The sequence below is a fragment of the Gimesia panareensis genome (assembly GCF_007748155.1).
Lineage (GTDB): Bacteria > Planctomycetota > Planctomycetia > Planctomycetales > Planctomycetaceae > Gimesia > Gimesia panareensis.
Genome location: NZ_CP037421.1, coordinates 3,626,285 through 3,645,170 on the forward strand (window position 1 = coordinate 3,626,285; position 18,886 = coordinate 3,645,170).

Annotated in this window: 5 protein-coding genes; 4 read left to right on the plus strand and 1 reads right to left on the minus strand. The window is 50.0% G+C overall.

Annotation, left to right across the window (positions count from 1 at the left end):
• Positions 1-13: 13 nt before the first annotated feature.
• The 4 genes from Enr10x_RS13755 to Enr10x_RS13770 all read left to right on the plus strand — a co-directional run bounded on the left by Enr10x_RS13755 (position 14) and on the right by Enr10x_RS13770 (position 4,700).
• Positions 14-307, plus strand: a complete 294-nt coding sequence (locus tag Enr10x_RS13755) for an IS3 family transposase (protein WP_145449972.1) — start codon at positions 14-16, stop codon at positions 305-307.
• Between the two features lie 117 nt (positions 308-424).
• Positions 425-1,909 carry an IS21 family transposase gene (istA, locus tag Enr10x_RS13760; protein ID WP_145447831.1) on the plus strand — a complete coding sequence of 495 codons (1,485 nt, stop codon included), beginning with the start codon at positions 425-427 and terminating at the stop codon, positions 1,907-1,909.
• Positions 1,910-1,911: 2 nt separating this feature from the next.
• The gene (gene istB, locus Enr10x_RS13765; protein ID WP_145447830.1) at positions 1,912-2,706 is read left to right on the plus strand and encodes an IS21-like element helper ATPase IstB; all 795 of its coding nucleotides are present in this window, start codon (positions 1,912-1,914) and stop codon (positions 2,704-2,706) included.
• Between the two features lie 272 nt (positions 2,707-2,978).
• Positions 2,979-4,700: a putative inorganic carbon transporter subunit DabA gene (locus tag Enr10x_RS13770; protein WP_145449974.1), complete on the plus strand. Its 1,722-nt coding sequence runs from the start codon at positions 2,979-2,981 to the stop codon at positions 4,698-4,700.
• Between the two features lie 904 nt (positions 4,701-5,604).
• Here Enr10x_RS13770 and Enr10x_RS13780 read toward each other — a convergent pair.
• Positions 5,605-18,870, minus strand: coding sequence for a fibronectin type III domain-containing protein (locus Enr10x_RS13780; protein WP_232093388.1), 13,266 nt, complete (start codon positions 18,868-18,870; stop codon positions 5,605-5,607).
• Positions 18,871-18,886: the final 16 nt, after the last annotated feature.

Here is an 18,886-nt window from a genome sequence, read left to right on the forward strand (position 1 = left end):
GCGGAGAGCCTGTGTGGTTCTTGATCAGCCCCGTTCCACTCAGCGTTACCAGTTGTGTCCTCGCAGTGATGAGCCGTCTCTGGTCAAGCGCATGTATGAGTTGGTGAGGTCACGGCCCCGGTTCGGCTATCGCCGGATCGCCAGGCTGCTGCAGCGGGAAGGCTGGCAGGCCAGTTTCACGCGTGTGTATCGTTTATGGCGTCGGGAAGGGCTGAAAGTGCCTCAAAAGAAGAGAAAACGTCGCAGGACCGGTGACTCCCGGAATGGTTGTAAACAGCGGCCAGAAAACGTAGCGCCTGTCGGGTAGTGGCAAATCGGTATAAAAACGTAGCGCCCAGATGACCACCTGTTGGTTTTGGGTCAGACTCTCAGTATATGAGTCAGTTCTGATCCGGAAACAGCGGGGGCAAGGGTGATTACAGATATGGAGTTATGGGGTGAGATCCGTCGGCGTGTTCTGACCGGAGAAATCAGTCAACGTGCTGCTCGTGACGAGTACGGTATTCACTGGGACACGCTGCAAAAAATACTGACCTACTCGGAGCCGCCGGGATACCGGCTGACTAAGCCCCGGCCTTCCAAGCTGGAGCCGTTTCTGCCGATCATTCATGAGATTCTGCAGAACGACCGCAGCGTGCATCGCAAACAGCGCCATACGGGGAAGCGCATCTTCGAACGTCTGCGGGACGAACACGGGTATTCCGGTGGAATCACGATCGTCCGGGAAGCCATCCGTGACTGGAAAGCCCAGTCCCGCGAGGTTTTCCTGCCGCTCCGCCATCCCCCGGGCGAAGCCCAGGTGGACTTCGGCTTTGCCGATGTCTGGCTGGACGGAACACTGACCAAAGTCGCCCTGTTTGTGATGACGTTACCTTATTCGGACGCGATTTTTATCCAGGCCTTTCCCCGGGAATGTACGGAAGCCTTTCTGGAAGGACACAAGCGGGCCTTTGAATTTCTGGGCGGTGTACCGCAGCGGATCAGCTATGACAACTCGAAAATCGCAGTAGCCAGTCTGGTAGGGAACCGTGAGCGAAAAGTAACGACCGAGTTCCTGCGTCTGAAAAGCCACTTTCTGTTTGACGATCATTTCTGTCTGGTACGACGACCGAATGAGAAAGGCCATGTCGAGCGGTTGCTGGACTATGCCCGCAGCAACTTCCTGGTCCCCGTTCCCCGGGTTGCTTCCCTGGAGACTCTGAACGAGCAGTTAGTGCAATGCTGCCGGAACGATCTGCAGCGTCAGTTGCGGGGACAGGCTTCCCCCAAACAGAGCCTGCTGGCGGAAGAACAACGGGAATTCCTGCGGCCCCTGCCACAGCAGACGTTCGAAGCCTGCCGACTGGGACAGGCACACGCCGACTCCCTGTCGCTGGTCCGCTTTGATACCAACAGTTACTCGGTTCCCACAAAATACGCGCATCGTCAGATCACTATCGTGGCCACCATCACCGAAGTGCGGCTGTTGTTTGAAGAGACGTTAATCGCCCGGCACCAGCGGGACTGGGGACGGGAACAGACCCGTTTTAACCCGATTCATTACCTGAGTTTACTGGAACGGAAGCCGGGAGGCTTTGATCATGCCCGCCCCCTGGAAGACTGGGATCTGCCGGTCTGTCTGGGCATTCTCCGCCGTCGGCTGGAAGCCGAACTGCAGTCAGACGGCACGCGGGAGTTCATCAAGGTGCTGCGCCTGCTGGAACACCATCCGTTATCCGCACTGAAGCGTGCGGTGGAATACGCGCTGGACATTGATGCGACCCGCGCTTCTGCCATTCGCCTGATTCTGGAATACCAGCAGGAGTCACCGCTGACTCTGTTCAGCCTGGAAGGCCGTCCCCACCTGAAGCTGGTACAGGTGGCACAGACGGATGTTTCTGCTTACCAGTCCCTGTTAATCGGAGGTTAAACGTGACCAGAAAACAAACCAAAAGCCTGGTGCTGCTGCAGCACCATCTCAAGAACCTGAGGCTGCCCACCATCCTCAGAGAATGCGAAAAGATCGCCGCCCGTTGTGCCACTGACAATGTCGACCATCTGGGATTCCTGTTACAGTTATGTGAACTGGAACTGATTGAACGGGAACGCCGGGCCGCGGAACGACGTCTGAAGGCCGCGAAGTTCCCGACGTATAAGACCCTGGAAACGTTCGATTTTCAGGTCCAGCCCGGCCTCAACAAACTGCTGGTCAGCGAACTGATGCGGGGTGAGTTTATCGAGCAGCGGGAGAATATCCTGCTGGTGGGCAATTCCGGCACCGGCAAGACGCACCTGGCAGTCGCCCTGGGGATTGCCGCCTGCGGCCAGGGAAAGCGGGTCCGCTTTTACCAGGTCACAGAACTGATTACCCAGTTAATGGAAGCCCGCGAACAGCGGGAGTTAACCCGCCTGAAAAAGCAGCTCGCGAAACTCGATCTGCTGATTCTGGATGAACTGGGATATGTCCCCGCAAGTAAACTCGGCTCCGAGTTGCTGTTCGACGTGATCAGCACGGCTTACGAACGTTTCAGCCTGATCGTAACGACCAATCTCCCCTTTGAAAACTGGACCGAGGTCCTGGGCAGCGAACGGCTGACGGGGGCCACACTCGACCGGCTCACCCATCGTTGCCATATCCTGGAAACCACTGGTGAAAGTTACCGGTTACAGGACGCCAAACGGCGGCACACAAAAAGCTCAAGCAAGCAACCGCGACTGACGAAATAACAAAAGACCACGCATTCGTCCCCAAACAGCCACATCAGGACGAATCCTGCACAGACAGCGCTACGGTTTTCAACCGGCACGCGCTACGTTTTCTGACCGTTGTTTACACCAGAAAACAAGCGAACTCAACCGTTTGGATTAAACAGTCTTCAAATCCTTTTTTTGATGAGGTGATGCTCGGACAACGTTTAGAAATACTTGTCTGCCAATAATCCTGCTAGATCATTTTTTGCAGTCAGATATCAATCAAAGCTACTAGAAAGAGTGCCACAATGTCACAAAAGAAATCTGAATCAAAATATTTTCCTTTGCCCACATTGCTGAATAGATACTCTCCTGCACAGGTACACCTGATAGAGCACGTTTCCGAAGCACTTCATACTGTTTCCCGAGTGATTTCATCTGTCACGTCTATCAAAGACCAGGTAGCCGTAAATCCATATCATGGAATCTGTGAGCGATCATTCTTGAATGCTCGAAAGTATTTACGAATTTTTTCAGACTATGACACCCTGATGCCTCTGGAATTCTATGCCGAAGAGTTTCATTCCGGACGATTCGGAATTGAACAGATCCAGTCTGCTATCGAGGAACTCGAGAATACTCCAGTTGGTGCGCATCAAATTCCCACCGCGAAGAAAATAGCCGAACGATTACAAAGCCTGGCTGACAACGTGGACTACCTGGACCGTGCTCCTGACCAAATGAGACAGCAACACAACAGACCGGTTCGCACACTGTCTGAGCTGCTGGATGAAAACACGAATTTCAACTGGTCAGAATTGATCTATGACGAAATCTCAAAGTATTGTGCAATGCATTATGATCAGGGACAAGCAATCTGGCCGAGCCCCTGGAAGGAGCTGACTTTATATCAATCCTGGCGATCGGCAGCGGTCTATGATCGAAACCTCGAATTCCGTGGACTTTCCGGTTTGCGTAGATACATTTCCCAGCTTCCGCGTACGCCCGAGATCTCGATTATCTCTTCATTGAAAAGCCTGAAAGTTCCACCAGTTCTCTGGGAAACGTACTTGCTGTGTCAGGCATTTTCGATTCACAACTGGTCTGCCTGGATCAAATACCAGGCAATTGAATCAGAGATTGACGATCTCTCAGGGTTACTGGCGATAAGACTCGCGTACGATGCAGCACTTTCAAGAGCTCAGAAATTCGAGATTGACTGGAGTGAATATCCCAGCCAACACCCGATTTCATTTAAATCATCAACCTCTGCGCAAGCTGATGAGATTCTGCGATATACGCTGTTACGCGCTTCGGAAATTGCTTTTCGCGATCAGCTGCTGCGTGGACTCACAGCTCAGACAGACAATACGAAAGTCTTATCAGAGTCGACAGGTAAGTCATCAGCGATAGAATCAGATCGCACCGAGCGAATGCCTGTATCGAATTCTCCCACAATGATTGAGTTTTCGCCAGCAGCTGGTGAATGGTCAAAAGCAGGTCCGGAGTGGGAACTGGCAGGGAAAGCGGCCTTCGTCATTGCCTCACAACAATACATCCGGGAAAATGATCTTGAAGCCAATACGTTATTGTGCAGATATGACCACAGTCACGATCCAGAAGGGATCGTGCTTGAGAAGATCATGACAGCCCCGATGATTTTCGCCCACTGCAAGAACATGCAATCTTACGCATCCGCAGTCGATAATCATCAGTCTGAGAGCAGCTTGAAAAGCTTACAGAACGTTCTGGTTGACATAGGAATTCTATCTGGTACGGACGGCGCGATAACGACAGACTCGCCTTGGCAATCACTGCAGACAGGATCAAAATTCGACCACAAACCAATACGGTTACATGTAGTAATTGCAGCTCCCAGATACCTGATCGAAAAAATTATTTCCAAACATCAAAATATAATGAATCTACTAAGCAGCAACTGGATGCATCTCGTCTCACTGGATGAGGAACAGGCGTTTGAGTACTCCACTGAGGGGATATGGAAAAAGATCGTGCTGCCAGAGAACTGAGCTTCTCCAAGCCCGGTGCGGACTTTCACTCTTCAGTTTCTTTCGAAAGTCACCGTGTTTACGAGCCGGTTCTCTCTCCTGCAAATAGACTGATGTTTCTTAAACGAAAAGCAGGCCATCGCCTGCCGCGTATCTCCTTTCTACGGAGAATCTGGCTTTAAATAGCCCCCGGAAGCACAGACAAAGTTCCTTGCTCTGGGACTTGTCTGATCCTTTTAGCAAGAAAATGCTGAGAAACATCAATCGTCCGAAAACATGTCCGATTCGTTGTCCGACTGGGGCCGATTCAGCAAATCCCCAAAGCAATTGTCCCGCCAGCCGCATCAACCCAAGTGTCGAATTCAAGGGAACATGCCGAAATCAATTCCAGCTTGAAAATCTCCCTCAGGAGCGACACCCGCCGCCTCCATAGACAAAGAGCTGTCCAGAAATGGACAGCTCATTTCTTTTTAGCCGGGCAGAACCTGTCTGCTTAGTTCAGCAGTGGGTTATCTGAGTTTGATTCTGGACATACATATATTCTGGCAAATCAAAGTGCCCGAGGGAAGAGATCTTCGTGATATGGTGGTATGAGAGTGTCGAGAACTCGCGCGAATTTGTAGGGAATGTCGTGACAAACAGCACTGATGTCGGTCTGGCCAAACTCTGCAAGCGTCATCAGCCCCCCCGGCCACCACGAGGATACTGGGCCAAGCTGGAGGCAGGTAAAGCGCCTACCCAGACACCGCTTCCCCCTGGTGAAAACGATGATGAAATCGTAGTTGCTTATGGTCTCATCCTCTGTTTGTTTTGGCACCTTACAAACCCTGGGTACATACTGATATAAACCGAGTTTCTGTAACATAAAAACTCAAGAGTCAACTCCGATTCGGCGCCGGTCTCCCATTGACTGCCATCAAATCAATCATGGCAGCTGAATCAAGACACTGTCAACAATTGTGCCATCCTTAAAGCGAACTCGTACGAAAATCCACCATCGCGCGTCCGCATTCCGGTCAATTTCTTTCTTAAATGAAGTCTGTCCTGGATAGTTCGCCGGATTTGTCAGACTAAGTTGATCTTTAGAGCTGTTGTTACGATGGATTGTGAATTTTTCCACCTCGCTGATATCACCGGCAAAGCTCCAGGAAATATCCACTTTTTTCGATCTTACATTTGAAATTCCCGTAATCGTCGCCGCAACATGATTAACAGCTAATGTCGAACGGGTTGCCGATGTTCCATCGATATTCTTTAACGCATACTTGGCGCGAATCATATATGTATAACTGGTGCCGGATGTCAAGCCAGTGTCCGTATATGATCGCACATTGCTGCCCACCTCGGCAATCTTCTGCCCGTTTCTCAAAATGGCATAGCTGTCAGGAGCCCCTGCCGGATCATTGTGTGTCCAGTTTATCGTAAGCTGTCGCGTTTGCACGTCCGTAAATCCTGGTGCAGACGGCTTCACAAAATCAGGTGTCGTTTTTGTCAACGAAACTTCGTAATTGAGTCCATTTCCACCAGCCGAGACTTTGATTTCATACTGTGTATTATTCTGTAAACCGGTAATTGAATAAGCGGTTCGTGTCCCGGAAAGACTGCCGGATCCGTTCCAGGAAGAGGTTCCGGCCTTGCGCCATTGGACTTTGGTCCAGTTGGCCCATTCCGAGACACTGTTCCACCCGATATCCATTGAGAATCGACGAACTTCGGACACGTTGACGCCCGATAAACCTGCAGGAGTGGTCCGGAATGCGGCACGATTCGAGAAGGATAAGACAGTCTGATTCTTCAGCACTTCAACCAGCATTTCATAGGGAGTGTCTGGTGTTAAACCATCTATAGTTGATTTTCTGAAACCGGAACCGATATTTACCGTTTTTTCAGAAATGACATTATCTGTTCCTGGCTCCAGCACCCTGATCCGATAATCCGTGGCGGATGAGCCAGCAAACTGAGGCCAGTTCGCTTGAGCAGAGTAAGGTGATTCTTCATCAACGGACACACCATTAAATAACGTAGTGAACTCATAGAGTGCGGATTCTGACAGTTTGATATCACCGTTGTAGGAAACAACCTTGAATTCGTACTGAGTTGCGGAAGCCAGCCCGCTGATCTTCAGAGATTGTTTTGCACCGCTGCCGGCCCCGGCTTCATCAGAATCTGAGACCAGGGAACCGTTCAGATAAACTTCAATCACGTTCTTTGTTACATGAGCATCATTGTCCAGCGTTTCCAGTCGTGTCCATTCGACAGTCGCACCGTCAATTTTGCGATTCGATACATCCAGACCCGTTATTACAGGGAAAGCTTCGGTTGTCCTGCTGAGTTCGTTGCTGATAACGGGATTCTGGAATGTATCTGAAAACGCAACGACGCGAACACGATAATGGGCGCCAGGCACTAGTTCCGAGATTTCTTTTGAAGTTCGGGACACATCTGTAATCGTGCCTCCCGAGGACGCTTTGTGCCAGTCTTCACCATTGATGGGATTATCGTTTTCATCGACCTGTAACACCTGAATTTCCAGACGCGAGGCAGGATAGGTGATCTCTTGCCACTCCACAAACATGCGACGCTTGCCTGTCACAGTGACGTTTGTCAGATTCAATACTGCATGTCCGGTAGTCTCTGACTCTACAGAGCTATTCCGAGTCTCTTCACCAGTCTTTGTGTTGACTGCCACGACATGCCGGAAATCGTAAGAAACATTGTTATCCAGGTTCGTCACAGTAATACTGGTCTGGCTCTTACCAATACTGATCCGTGAAATAGCCGTCCAGTCATCACTGTCGGAACGTTTCACCTCAAGATACTGATTGTCCGGGGTCCAGTTCAACGGATCCCAGGAGACGTCTACGGAATACTCCGTTGGATTCGCTGTTGTCAGTCCCGTCACAACAGACATCGGCGTGGTTGAGAATCCTTTGCGTTGCGTGGTCCCCAGCACAGTACTGCCGTCTCTGGCCACAACCTCAATTTCATAAGCGGTATCGGGCTTCAATAATTCCACATTCGTAAACCGGGGATCGGCCGGGCCATCATCAAGTCCCGTTTTACTCTGATACGGAGTATCATCTCCGGCAAGGTACACAAAAATGTCATATTTAGTAGACGTTGCGACCCTGGGAAATTGAACGCGGACTTCCGTTTCCGTAATACGGTCCAAATCGATAATACTCCATTCTGTTGATTCGGTAATTTGATTACTGCGAATGTGGTGCGTTGTCCCGGCAGAATCGGTCACAGTCGCCACCAGTTGAATGTCATAAGAGGTATTGAGTCCCAGGCCCTCCAGCGTTTTAGTGGTCGTTGAGACATTATTGACAGTCCCTCCCGGGACAGCCACCCAGTTACCGGAACCTGGCGGAGCGTACTCGAAATAGAGCGATTCAGGGGTAAAGCCCAGTGCGGTCCAACTTAAATCGAGCTGGCGGTTATGAGCCGCTTCCAGTTTCAGTCCCGAAATTGATAATTTGTCCGCAGACAGAATCGTAACCGTCGTGATGTTCTCGGAAGTATTGGCAATCCATTCCGTTTCTGCATCAGGATCGGCAGTACGGGCCTCGACTGTAAACTGATACATAACACCCGACTTCAGTCCATCAATGACTTTCGAGCTCTTGTCATTATTGACATATCGATATTCACGCGTTGATTCATCAACTTCTCCATTGGCCCCCACCTCCGCAAAACTGACACGATACTGCTGCACGTTCCATTTCACCTCGGTCCAGGTCGCAGTGAATCCGTTAAGGGTGAGATCTCTGTAAAGAACATTCGTTGGTGATTGCTGTGAAGTCGTTTCCATGAGAAACTCTTCGCTGACAGTTCTCTCTCCAAAGGTCGTAATTCTGACCACATAAGACGTACCAGCAGACAGGCCTTTAAACTGATGTGACCTTTCAACAGGAGAACTGGAGTCGACCTGCTTATTGACTCGCTGGTCTTCAATTTCCCGTCCCAGCAGGTAATTACCGTTGGCATCGCGAACCGGCTGATCTTCCCCATCGAGTACAACTTCAAACACCTGAAGCTTATGTCGATCTACCTGCCAGAAAGGTGTATTCCACACAATCACAGGTCGCTTGGGAAATGACTGTACCGAGTCTACTTCAAACGAGCCCTCTTCGATGGCATGAAATTCCGGAGTCTGAATCAAACGTGCCTTACTGGTATTGTCGCCGGACTCAATTTTCCAGATTACGGTTCCGTTATCCAGGGGATCAATTGTGACGAAATGGTATACGATGATGCCCCCTCCCGCCCTGTCTTCAGAGTCGATCGCGCGGGCAGCGATTGCCGGGGTAAAGGTATGACTGTTACTTTCTTCTCCCAGAAAGTTAATGTTTCTCCCATCGGCTGATTCAACTGTGAACTCATGATTGCTCAAATTGACAATCGAAAATTGAGTTTCGACAAATAGTCCCTCTGTAGATGGAAGCCGTAACGTTGAATCAAAATCCTGAAGGAGTATAAATTCGGTTGTACCGACTCCGTCAACTTCTACAGGACTGCCGGTCCCCTGTGCATCTTCATTGGTAATGACGACAGGAGGATAATCCAATGAAGCCACTGAAACCCAATCACCGCTCTTGTTGTCTTTGGCCTCTACAATCACCACGTAAGATGTATCTGGAGAAAGCCCGCTCAGAACAGCCGAATGCGCATTTCCGGATCCGGCACCAGTGACTTCAACAATTCGATTCGCATCCAGTGGCTGCATCGGATCCATCGCAACAACGCGATACTTTTCAGCATATCCGACGGTAGCCCATGAAACCTTGACCTTCCTGGGACCGAGGTTCACGATATTGATTCCGCCTGGAATCTCCTTGTTACTGGTGGTTACAGGATAATCTGCGTACTTGCTGAATTCGAGATCACCACGTTTGGCTGTTACTTTCGCAAAGTAAGTTCGTGCAGGCGTAAGATTTTTAAAGACCACCGATGCCGACTCTCCAGCGTCCACTTCCTTATGCTTATTGAATTCCGGATTGAATTCATACTGTTGATCACCGGGAACCGTAATCAACTCACCATTTTCATTCTCTACAACCTCATACAGATCAATGAGATATTTACCGGCGTTCCAGAAGACCTTGTCCCAGGCGACTTCCACTTTTCCTGGAGCCTGTACTTCCATCACAACATGACTGGGGCTGACATACTCTGGAGGTACAACTTGAAGCCCACCAGGACCATCTCCTTCATAACTGGCATGGCGGCGATATTCATTGACAGCCACAACACGGAACCAGTATTCATCGACATCCGGGTCCAGCGCAACAAGCTTTGAATCGGCATTTTTGCCCTGCACCTCGGCGTACTTAACCCAGTCCATCAGTTGTGAATCATATTGCTGAATCACATATTTATCCGCATTCCAGGAAACAGGTTGCCAATTGATTCGAACCTGGTCAGCACCAAGTTCGCTCTTATAAACGTCCGTAGGACCACTTTGCAGTTGCAGTTGAACCTTGATGGTTCCTTCCGAAATTGCTTTATATTTCTTTTCCTGTACCTGGTAGGAAATCTCTACAGTAATGGAATCCTGCCCCACAAGAATCAACAGATCTTCCAGATCTTCGTGCGAGATGGTTACATCAATATCGATTCCTGACCCTGCTGGATTGCCCGGCGTTCTCCGTACCGTCCCCACCGTATACTGCTGACCGGATTCCAACACGTAAATGAGATCCTGTTTTTCAGCTGGAAAAGGAATCAGGCCAAAATCATCGTTATCAAAATCGTAATCGTTCTTCCGCGGCCGAAAATCTGTCACACTCCGTCCGGGGTGCAGTTCGATTACGTCAGTGTAAGCAATTGGTTGATGATTGATAATCCGGAACTTGATCACGGCTGATCCGGTTCTTTGCTCTCCTTCTGAATTGAAGAGACCTGCATAGTCCCAGTTAAACAGCCCCACATATTCGCGGCGAGCGGGATCTGAAAAATCAAGACCGTCGGTTTCGTCGTATGCCTGGAAAATAAACACATTGGGCAGGGTTTTTCCACCACTCTTCTTATTTCGAATCTCACCTACTGCATTATCATCCTTATCATACACTACGGTGACATCATCGATGGTATTGGTGGAGGTATAATCTGTCCGGTCAACTTCAAGCAGATACTGCAGAGGTTTGATAACGACCTCTTTTCCCGGACGGACATAGAGTTCAATCGGAGCCACATCCACATCAGGTTTGTTATCACGTTTATTGGGCGGCAATGCCAGATTGCGATCCTTAGGAAGGTCCCCGGGGCGGCTGGCTGCTTCATTATTTCGCTGCCAGAAGTAGGATTCACCTTCTGTACTCAGTACATCCTCCAGATAGTACTTCGGCACCTCGTTGTGCTCACGTAATCCGCCAATGAACAGCTCTGACAGACTGAAGCCCAGTCTTTTATCGATCATACTGGTGACATCAATATCCTTGACCGGACCACCGTAATCGGAATCCGTATTGTCCTGTCCCACAATCGCCACTCGTGAACCGTCAGGGCTGAGTGCAATTTCCCGAATGGGAAGCATTGCTCCTGAAATGACAGTCTCTTCCTGAACGCTGCCGATGTCCAGCCTATCCAGTGCATAACGAAATACCGTGCGATCTTCACCTCCAGTAACCAGTTGCAGCCCGGTCAAACTGTTTTTTCCGTGAGCCGCCAGTAACGCTGATAGTTTTTCAACATCAATATCTCCTTCGGGATGCCGCTCGATTTCGTATTCCTGCCCATCCAGTGTGATGACTCTGTCTCCGTGATACCCCCCCTGCTCATCGAGCAGGAAATCTGGTTTGCTGAATGCTATCCCTTGAATCGCTCCAACGTGATCGGCAATGACGAACTTTTCATGTGATGAACTCGCTTCTGCCGAAAGCGATACCAGTTTCCCGAGCTCCCGGTCGAGTTTCCATAAGGAGAGCTGTTGACCGGCGGCTACTGCCAGGATCCCATTATAGGGATCATAATCCAGGTTACGCACTTTCCCTTCACCAGGATTGTCAAACGGAACCACATCGACCTGCTTTGCACCATCATCGGTAATCTCGAACAGCTTGACTCTTTTAGTGGGGCCTCCAGCCGTGACAAAATACTTATCGTTAATCACATAGACGTCAGTAATGTAGGCCCCCCCCTGTCCCGGGTGTGCTTCTACGATATCACCGTGCTTTTCAAAAGTCAGAGATTCGTCATCCCGGATCCAGATTTTTGCGTTCCCGTTGGCATCCGTGGAAACTATCGTTTTTCCACTCGGGCTGGCTTCGACCTGAGTCCCCTGAATATCTCTTCCCTGCCAGACCGGCAGGCCTGTTTCAACATCAGTCAACAGGACCTTATTTTTATCGATATCCGTATTCTCTGAGTTGCGCGCCGCACTGATTGTCAGCAGAAATTCTTTCCATTCTCCATCAACTTCCATCTCAACAAAGGCCAGAGAACGTACAATCGCTTCCTGTCCCCAAACAACAAATTTTACGTCCCCCGCAACAGGAGGATTTCCCGGCTGATCCCAGTCTTCTGCAGAAACATCGTCTACATACCTGACGGTAACAATTCCATCCTTGCCGGAAGCTGCTACCAATGAACCATCGCGGCTGAATTCAATATCAGTCAATTCAGCCGAAGATAATTCAACTTCGTTAGGATCCCAGTGACGGAAACGCAAAATTTCATCTAGACTATCAAGATCGAAAATACGCGCCTGACGGTTATAGAACCCTGCACTACCTCCACCTTCGCGACCATCGAGGGGCCGGCCGAAAACGATCTGATCTTCAATCCTGCCTGCCAGTTCATGGATCGCAGCCCCAATCTGGCCGCCGGCCAGTGCAACACTGGTAAATTTGGTATGGAAAACCCCCTTGGTCTGGTAGTAATTTGTTACGGCGTCTACTTCAGGAGTCAGTTCAGGATGATACCAGTTCAAGCGATCTGATTCGCGTTTGGCTCCTACTAATTCATCCGGTTTCATGGACACCGGATCCAAGGCGACTACCTTCAGGTAGTCAATATCATCCGCAATCTTGTGGTAACTCAACCGTTCAGCAAGCTTGCGATTCACATTGTAACCATAACTGTGACTGACCAGGAGTACGTCGAGCTTGAGTTCCGGGTCATCTCCCTGCAGCTTATCAATCCAGGCCTGTAACAGCTTGTGATAGATGAATGCTCCTGTCTCCACCGCGTTACGATGCGCAATTTCATCAAAATCATTGATCTCAAAGATTCCTGATCCATCGCTCGACTCATCTGTCCAGTCGAGCGCGAGGAAATCTCTGCTGCCCTTCCAGTATTTCAAAAGCTGTTCGCCTGATTTCCCCGCATTGATTGCATCAAGGACTTTGTCGAATTCAACCGGGATGACATTGGCATCGAGTTTCCCCAAGCGGAATCGCTGACTCATTGTCGCAAATGACTCTGCTGCATCAAATACCCAATCGTGGACGCGCGAATTCGCGCGGACACTGTCATCATCCTTTTCCAACGCCTCTTTGACCCGCCTGAGTGTAATCTCCGTCGCCTTCAGTATGGCTAATACTTTCCCTCCTCTTTTGAAAGCACTGGCTACAGCGTAGACATCCTTTGCAGCCGCAATCGTTTCCTTGACAGTCTCCTTGATGACGTCAGCAATAGCTGCAACACCACTCGGTATTGTATATCCATGTGTCAGTACCACGACTGAAGGATCGTCTCGAATGACAGTTGTTTCCGGTGCGGGGCTGCCAAAAGCAACCAACTCAATCGACAGTGAATTGATGATGGCTTTGGCACTGTTTCCACCACGGTCCTTGATCGTGAACGTCAACTTGCTGTCGGATGTGGTCAGCTGCATCCCATGTGTCAGGAACTGCCCGGGCATGGTTACGATGGTTTCGTAATGAAATCCATTGACATAGTAGACCATCGATTCACGCAGCTGATCACGGTCTCCAGTCGTGAATGAGACGTTATAAGTCCGCGGTTGAGACAAGTCGATCCCGCTACCACTGAGATCTACGATAAAGGTATTGCCCTGCGTGGCAACAAAATCACGATTTTCAGAAGTTGCCCGGCCACGATCGACGGCATTCATGTCGTCGGTGATCTGTTCCCAGCCATACAGTGCCTGTCCTGGAACATACAAAGTCTGGTCAGTCACCCGCTCATAACCTTGAGCGAGGTTACTTTGAGTCGTACCAAAATCAAATTTGCGTGAATACGTCGCTAACGTCAGATTCTCTGGAGATAACCGATCGACATAATCACTGTCCCATGTTTCATTCTGTGTCTGAATACTCTCAAAATCCAGAGTCTGATCCGGGAACAGAATTTCGAAGAAAGACAGAGTCGCACTGGTCAACTCATTCACCCGGATCAAGCCATGCGTCGTATCTTCAACCGATTCGAACCTCAGATGCTTCTGCACGGCTTCAGGTGTGAGTACGGTGAATTCAACTTCACCTTCCGTGAAATCGGTGATCGGGGGAGTATGCGTCTGTAACAGATCGCTGATCACAGGAATCCCGCCGGGCCTGTGCTCGGGATGTTCCCAGGTGACCCACGTTGATGTCCCCAGCCCGTCACCTGACCACCAGCCTATTTTAGATATATAATCATTTAAGTCGACGATATGTGTGGTAGAAAGATTCTCGAAACCCGGACTGAACCCGGGATTTTTATCGCGGATCACGGTCTCTATCAGGCCTGAGATTTCGGGCGAATTGAGGGTGATCACGTTGACAAATGGCACATTGTGTGCGGCGTAATGAACGCCAGCCCATTGTCCTACCGGCCCCCCCAATGATTGCCCGAAAAACGTTATGGATTTCAGTTGCTCAGGAGTGAACTCCGCATCCAGCGCATTGATCAAGGCAGTAGCCTGATAGCGACCTGCAGTAAGGTCCGCGACCAGGTCGCGTACATCCAGAAAAAATGTCCCTTGAATAGAGACGTAAATCTGAGTGGGAGCCTGCCCCACTTCTGATTGATGGACAAAGACCTCGGCATGCAGACCGGAAATAGGATCTTTAATCGTTTTATAATGCGCCAGGTCAGCCGGGAGAGAGTCTTTGTAGGTTGAAATGTCACTATAAGTTCTCAAGGCCAGTTCTGCCGCATGTTCATAACGGATCTGGCCGGTTTCCCTGCGGAGATCGAGAGGTGTGCCATCCTGCGTAACGACAGTCCAATCTGTCTCATGGTTTCGGAAAAAGTCCACAATGCGAATCTGGTCGTTCAGCAGTCCCCCCGTATCGGCAACTGAAATGGTCAGATCGTCTCCCTGTTTGAGTAACGAGATTTCATTTCGTTCGACTGCCTGAAGACGAATCGTACCTGATCGACCGGAATCAAACAGCAGATCCCGACCGATGTTTCGTGTTGGATATACGAGTTCGTCAATTCCCTTTCCGAGATCGATACGATCATTCCCGCCAAGATCTTCAACGAAGTCAGCCCCTTTACCGGTTCGAATAAAACTGTCACCACTACCATCCCTGACGATATCATTTCCAGAGCCGGTATCAACACGATTATCCCCCTCTTTTACATTAACGTTGTCGTCACCTGCATTGGTCTCAACCTTATCATTTCCTGACCCGGTAATTACCTTGTCGTTACCACTGCCTGTTGTCACATTTTCATGGTTCCTCCCTTGAGTCAATCCGCGCGTCTGATCAGCGCTCCAGCTACGTTCGATTCCATCTTTGTCAATATAAAGATCGTCCGGACCAAACAGTTCATTCCAGATATCTTCGATATGCTCGGCAATTTGCGTTGTTGTATCAATATACTCTTTTGCCACCGCCACCTTCTGATAAGTTTGTGCCCCCGCAGCCAAGACATCACCAGACTCAGCCGACCCTGCGACATACCCCTTTAAGTTGTTGCCTAAATCACGCGTGGCTGAGGATTTGGTCATAAGTTCGTTAAGCCCGGTTTTCTCACCCAGTTCAGCCACGAGTCTGACAGACTCTTCAACCACCTGATTTGGTGACTCCAAGGCCGCTTCCACAACTTTACCAGTCTGGGCACTATCGATCATATGCCGTACAGTGTTAGTTAAATTGGTTGCCGCACTTATAAACTGAACAGTTTGAAAAGCGGTTTTCACCGGATTCTTCTTTACTGAAATCGCGATCGCTAATTCGCACATTTCAATGGTCAGATCAGTGACTCCACCAACAAGTTCTCCAGAAGCACTTAAGTCAATATTGTTATCTTTGTCTGCAGCATCAATTATTTTGTCTACGGCTATGAATACCTGTTTGACAATGACTCCCACGCTAGGAACTAAATAGACTTTAGCCAGCTTATCAATCGGATCTTTTTCGGTACTTTCAATAACCTTTGTGATGTTTGATGCCTGCTGCACTACCTGAGCAAACTTATCAAACTCATCTGGTTCACCAGTCCCTGAACCGCCCCCCTCAACATTCTCTGAAATACCACCATAGATAGTCTGACGCTGAGTAGTCTGCCTTTCGGTCCCGGTATCACCAGCAGGCGAGTGAAGAGTTTCGAGGGAAATGCCTTCTAATTCTGAGGAATCGTAATACGATCTTCGTCGTACGGGATTCGCCAGACGCATCGCATCCCCCGTGCTGACATGGCCATGGGCAACCAGATACGCGAGAGCCCGATCGTTATAAGACACATTGATGATTGTTGTGGGATCTAACTCTTCGTCAGCACTGGCCCCCTCCGCGGGTATTTCTTCAAAATCAAACCCGAGGTTCAAACTACCTGCCTGCTGTTGTGTAACAGTTTCTGGAGGCAGTACAATCACAGAGAATTCATGAACAACTTCCCCATCTGAAAATAACCTGATCACGCTCAGACCATAATCATCAGACTGATGATTGATTCCAACCCGGAGGTCTCCCCCCTCCCAAGTTAAGCTAATATCCTGATCAGAGATTATCTCCTGATTAGTCGAAGCCGCTGTCACTGACCCCAGAAACGTTGCGGCTCCAGTGAGAGAGAACGACACCGTATCGTGATAGTCAAGCACCTGATCCGTAACGACTATCTGGCCAAAGATTTCTGCAGGATCGGTCAGCCCTGTAATGGTCAGAGAAATGGTTTGAGACACCGCACTTCCGGCCGAATCAATGATTTCATACGAACCTGTAATCACCTCTGTAGCATCTTGGATCAGGTAATCATAATAACCAGGGTCAACCTGCAGTTCGGTCCCTTCAACGACAATGCCACCTGCATTACCGCTCCAGGTAAGATTCCTGATGGCCAATACTTCACCCGCATCAGGATCGGAACTTCCCACCAAGAGATCTACAGTAGCGACTGGGGCATCTTCTGCGAATGTGATATTGATAGAATCTACAACTGAGGGGTCGTCATTCGCACCAGCGATGCTGAAGGTCACAGTTTGAGAAACGGTCCCTCCCTTCCCGTCGCTGATATCAAAAGAACCAGATACTGTTTCACTGGTCCCCGCAGCCAACCCGTTATAGTATCCGGGATTAATATTCAGCATCGTTCCAGATAACGTCGCACCACCTGCATTGCCATTCCAGATCAGATTAGTGATGCTCAGCAGGTCCCCTGAGTCAGGGTCTGAAACTTGTGATAATAAATCTATACTCACTGGCTGATCGTCTTCAGAATACGAAACAGCGATCGAATCGCTCACCACAGGAGCATCGTTGTGCCCCTCAAAGGTTAAGGTCACACTCTGAGTAACCGAAACACCATGCGCATCGACCACGTCATAGGTCCCGGTAAGTACTGCCGACACCCCAGCCGCCAGTCTGTTAAAGTAGCCGGGATCCACTGTCAGCGTTGTACCGTTCACCGAAACCCCGCCGGCGTCACCGCTCCAGACCAGATTGCCGATCCCCAGGCTGTCGCCCGTATCCGGATCGGAGGCATGCTCCAGCAGGTCCAGACTGCCAACCGCATCGTCTTCCGAATATGTCACGGCAATCGAATCGCTCACCACAGGAGCATCGTTCTGCCCCTCAAAGGTCAGCGTCACACTCTGTGCAACAACGCCCCCCTGCGGATCGACTACGTCATATGTGCCGCTGAGTACGGCTGTCTCACCGGCCGCCAGGTCGTTAAAGTAGCCGGGATCCACCGTCAGCGTTGTACCGTTCACCGAAACCCCGCCGGCGTCACCGCTCCAGACCAGGTTACTGATTCCCAGACTGTCACTTGTGTCTGGATCGGAGGCATCCCTCAGCAGGTCCAGCGTGCCAACCGCATCGTCTTCGGAATAGTTCACTGCGATCGCATCGCCCGCTACAGGCGCATCATTTGCCCCCTCAAAGGTCAGCGTCACACTCTGCGCAACAGCAGCCCCCTGTGAATCGACCACCTCATACGTACCGCTGAGTACGGCTGTCTCGCCTAACGACAGAGCGTTAAAGTAACCGGGATCTACCGTCAGCGTCGTACCGTTTACAGAGACTCCGCCGGCATCACCCGACCAGACCAGGTTACTGATTCCCAGACTGTCACTCACATCCGGATCAGAAGCGTCAGAAAGTAGATTCAGACTGTCGACCGCATCGTCTTCCGAATACGTCATGACAATCGAATTACTCACCACAGGCGCATCGTTCTCGCCCGAAATGACCACAGTTACTGTTGCGACCGAGGTAGCCCCGTCTGTATCCGATATAGTGTAGGTAAAACTGTCGGTTGCCGATTCATTTTCCGCCAGTGATTCAAACTGCTGATGAGGGTCATAATTCAAATCGCCGTTTGAGTCGATTGTAAGCAATGCTCCTGAAGTGAGTATAAACAGTGTCCCCACACGCCCTCCCTGTACGGCACTGACGACAAAGGGCTGTCCATCCGGATCATGATCGGCACTGCTAGAATTAGCTGCGAATACATTCACCGCTGCCAAGTCACTGCTTTCATTAATGTAAAATGTGTCATCGATGGCAACCGGAGGATCATTGACAGACTGAACCAGGACTGGAATGGTACTGGTTACCTGGTTGCCCTGATCATCCGTTGTGATTACCATCATCTGCGTTGAACCATGGGCGTCCTGTTCCGGCCTAAACTTCAGGGTGGCTGAGGAACTGCCTGGAGTGAATTCCACGATCGGTTGCAGGATCAGTGACGAGTCACCACTGACTGCTGATACTGCGATCACCTGCGAATTGCTGTCTAATGCAGAAATATCATCTAACTGGATGATCTGTTCGCCTGCATCTTCAGCAATCACGACCCCGTCATCATTT

Excerpts from the sequence above, each read along its gene's own strand:
- Enr10x_RS13770 (WP_145449974.1), top strand. The coding sequence starts at position 2,979 with ATGTCACAAAAGAAATCTGAATCAAAATATTTTCCTTTGCCCACATTG.
- istA (WP_145447831.1), top strand. The coding sequence starts at position 425 with ATGGAGTTATGGGGTGAGATCCGTCGGCGTGTTCTGACCGGAGAAATC.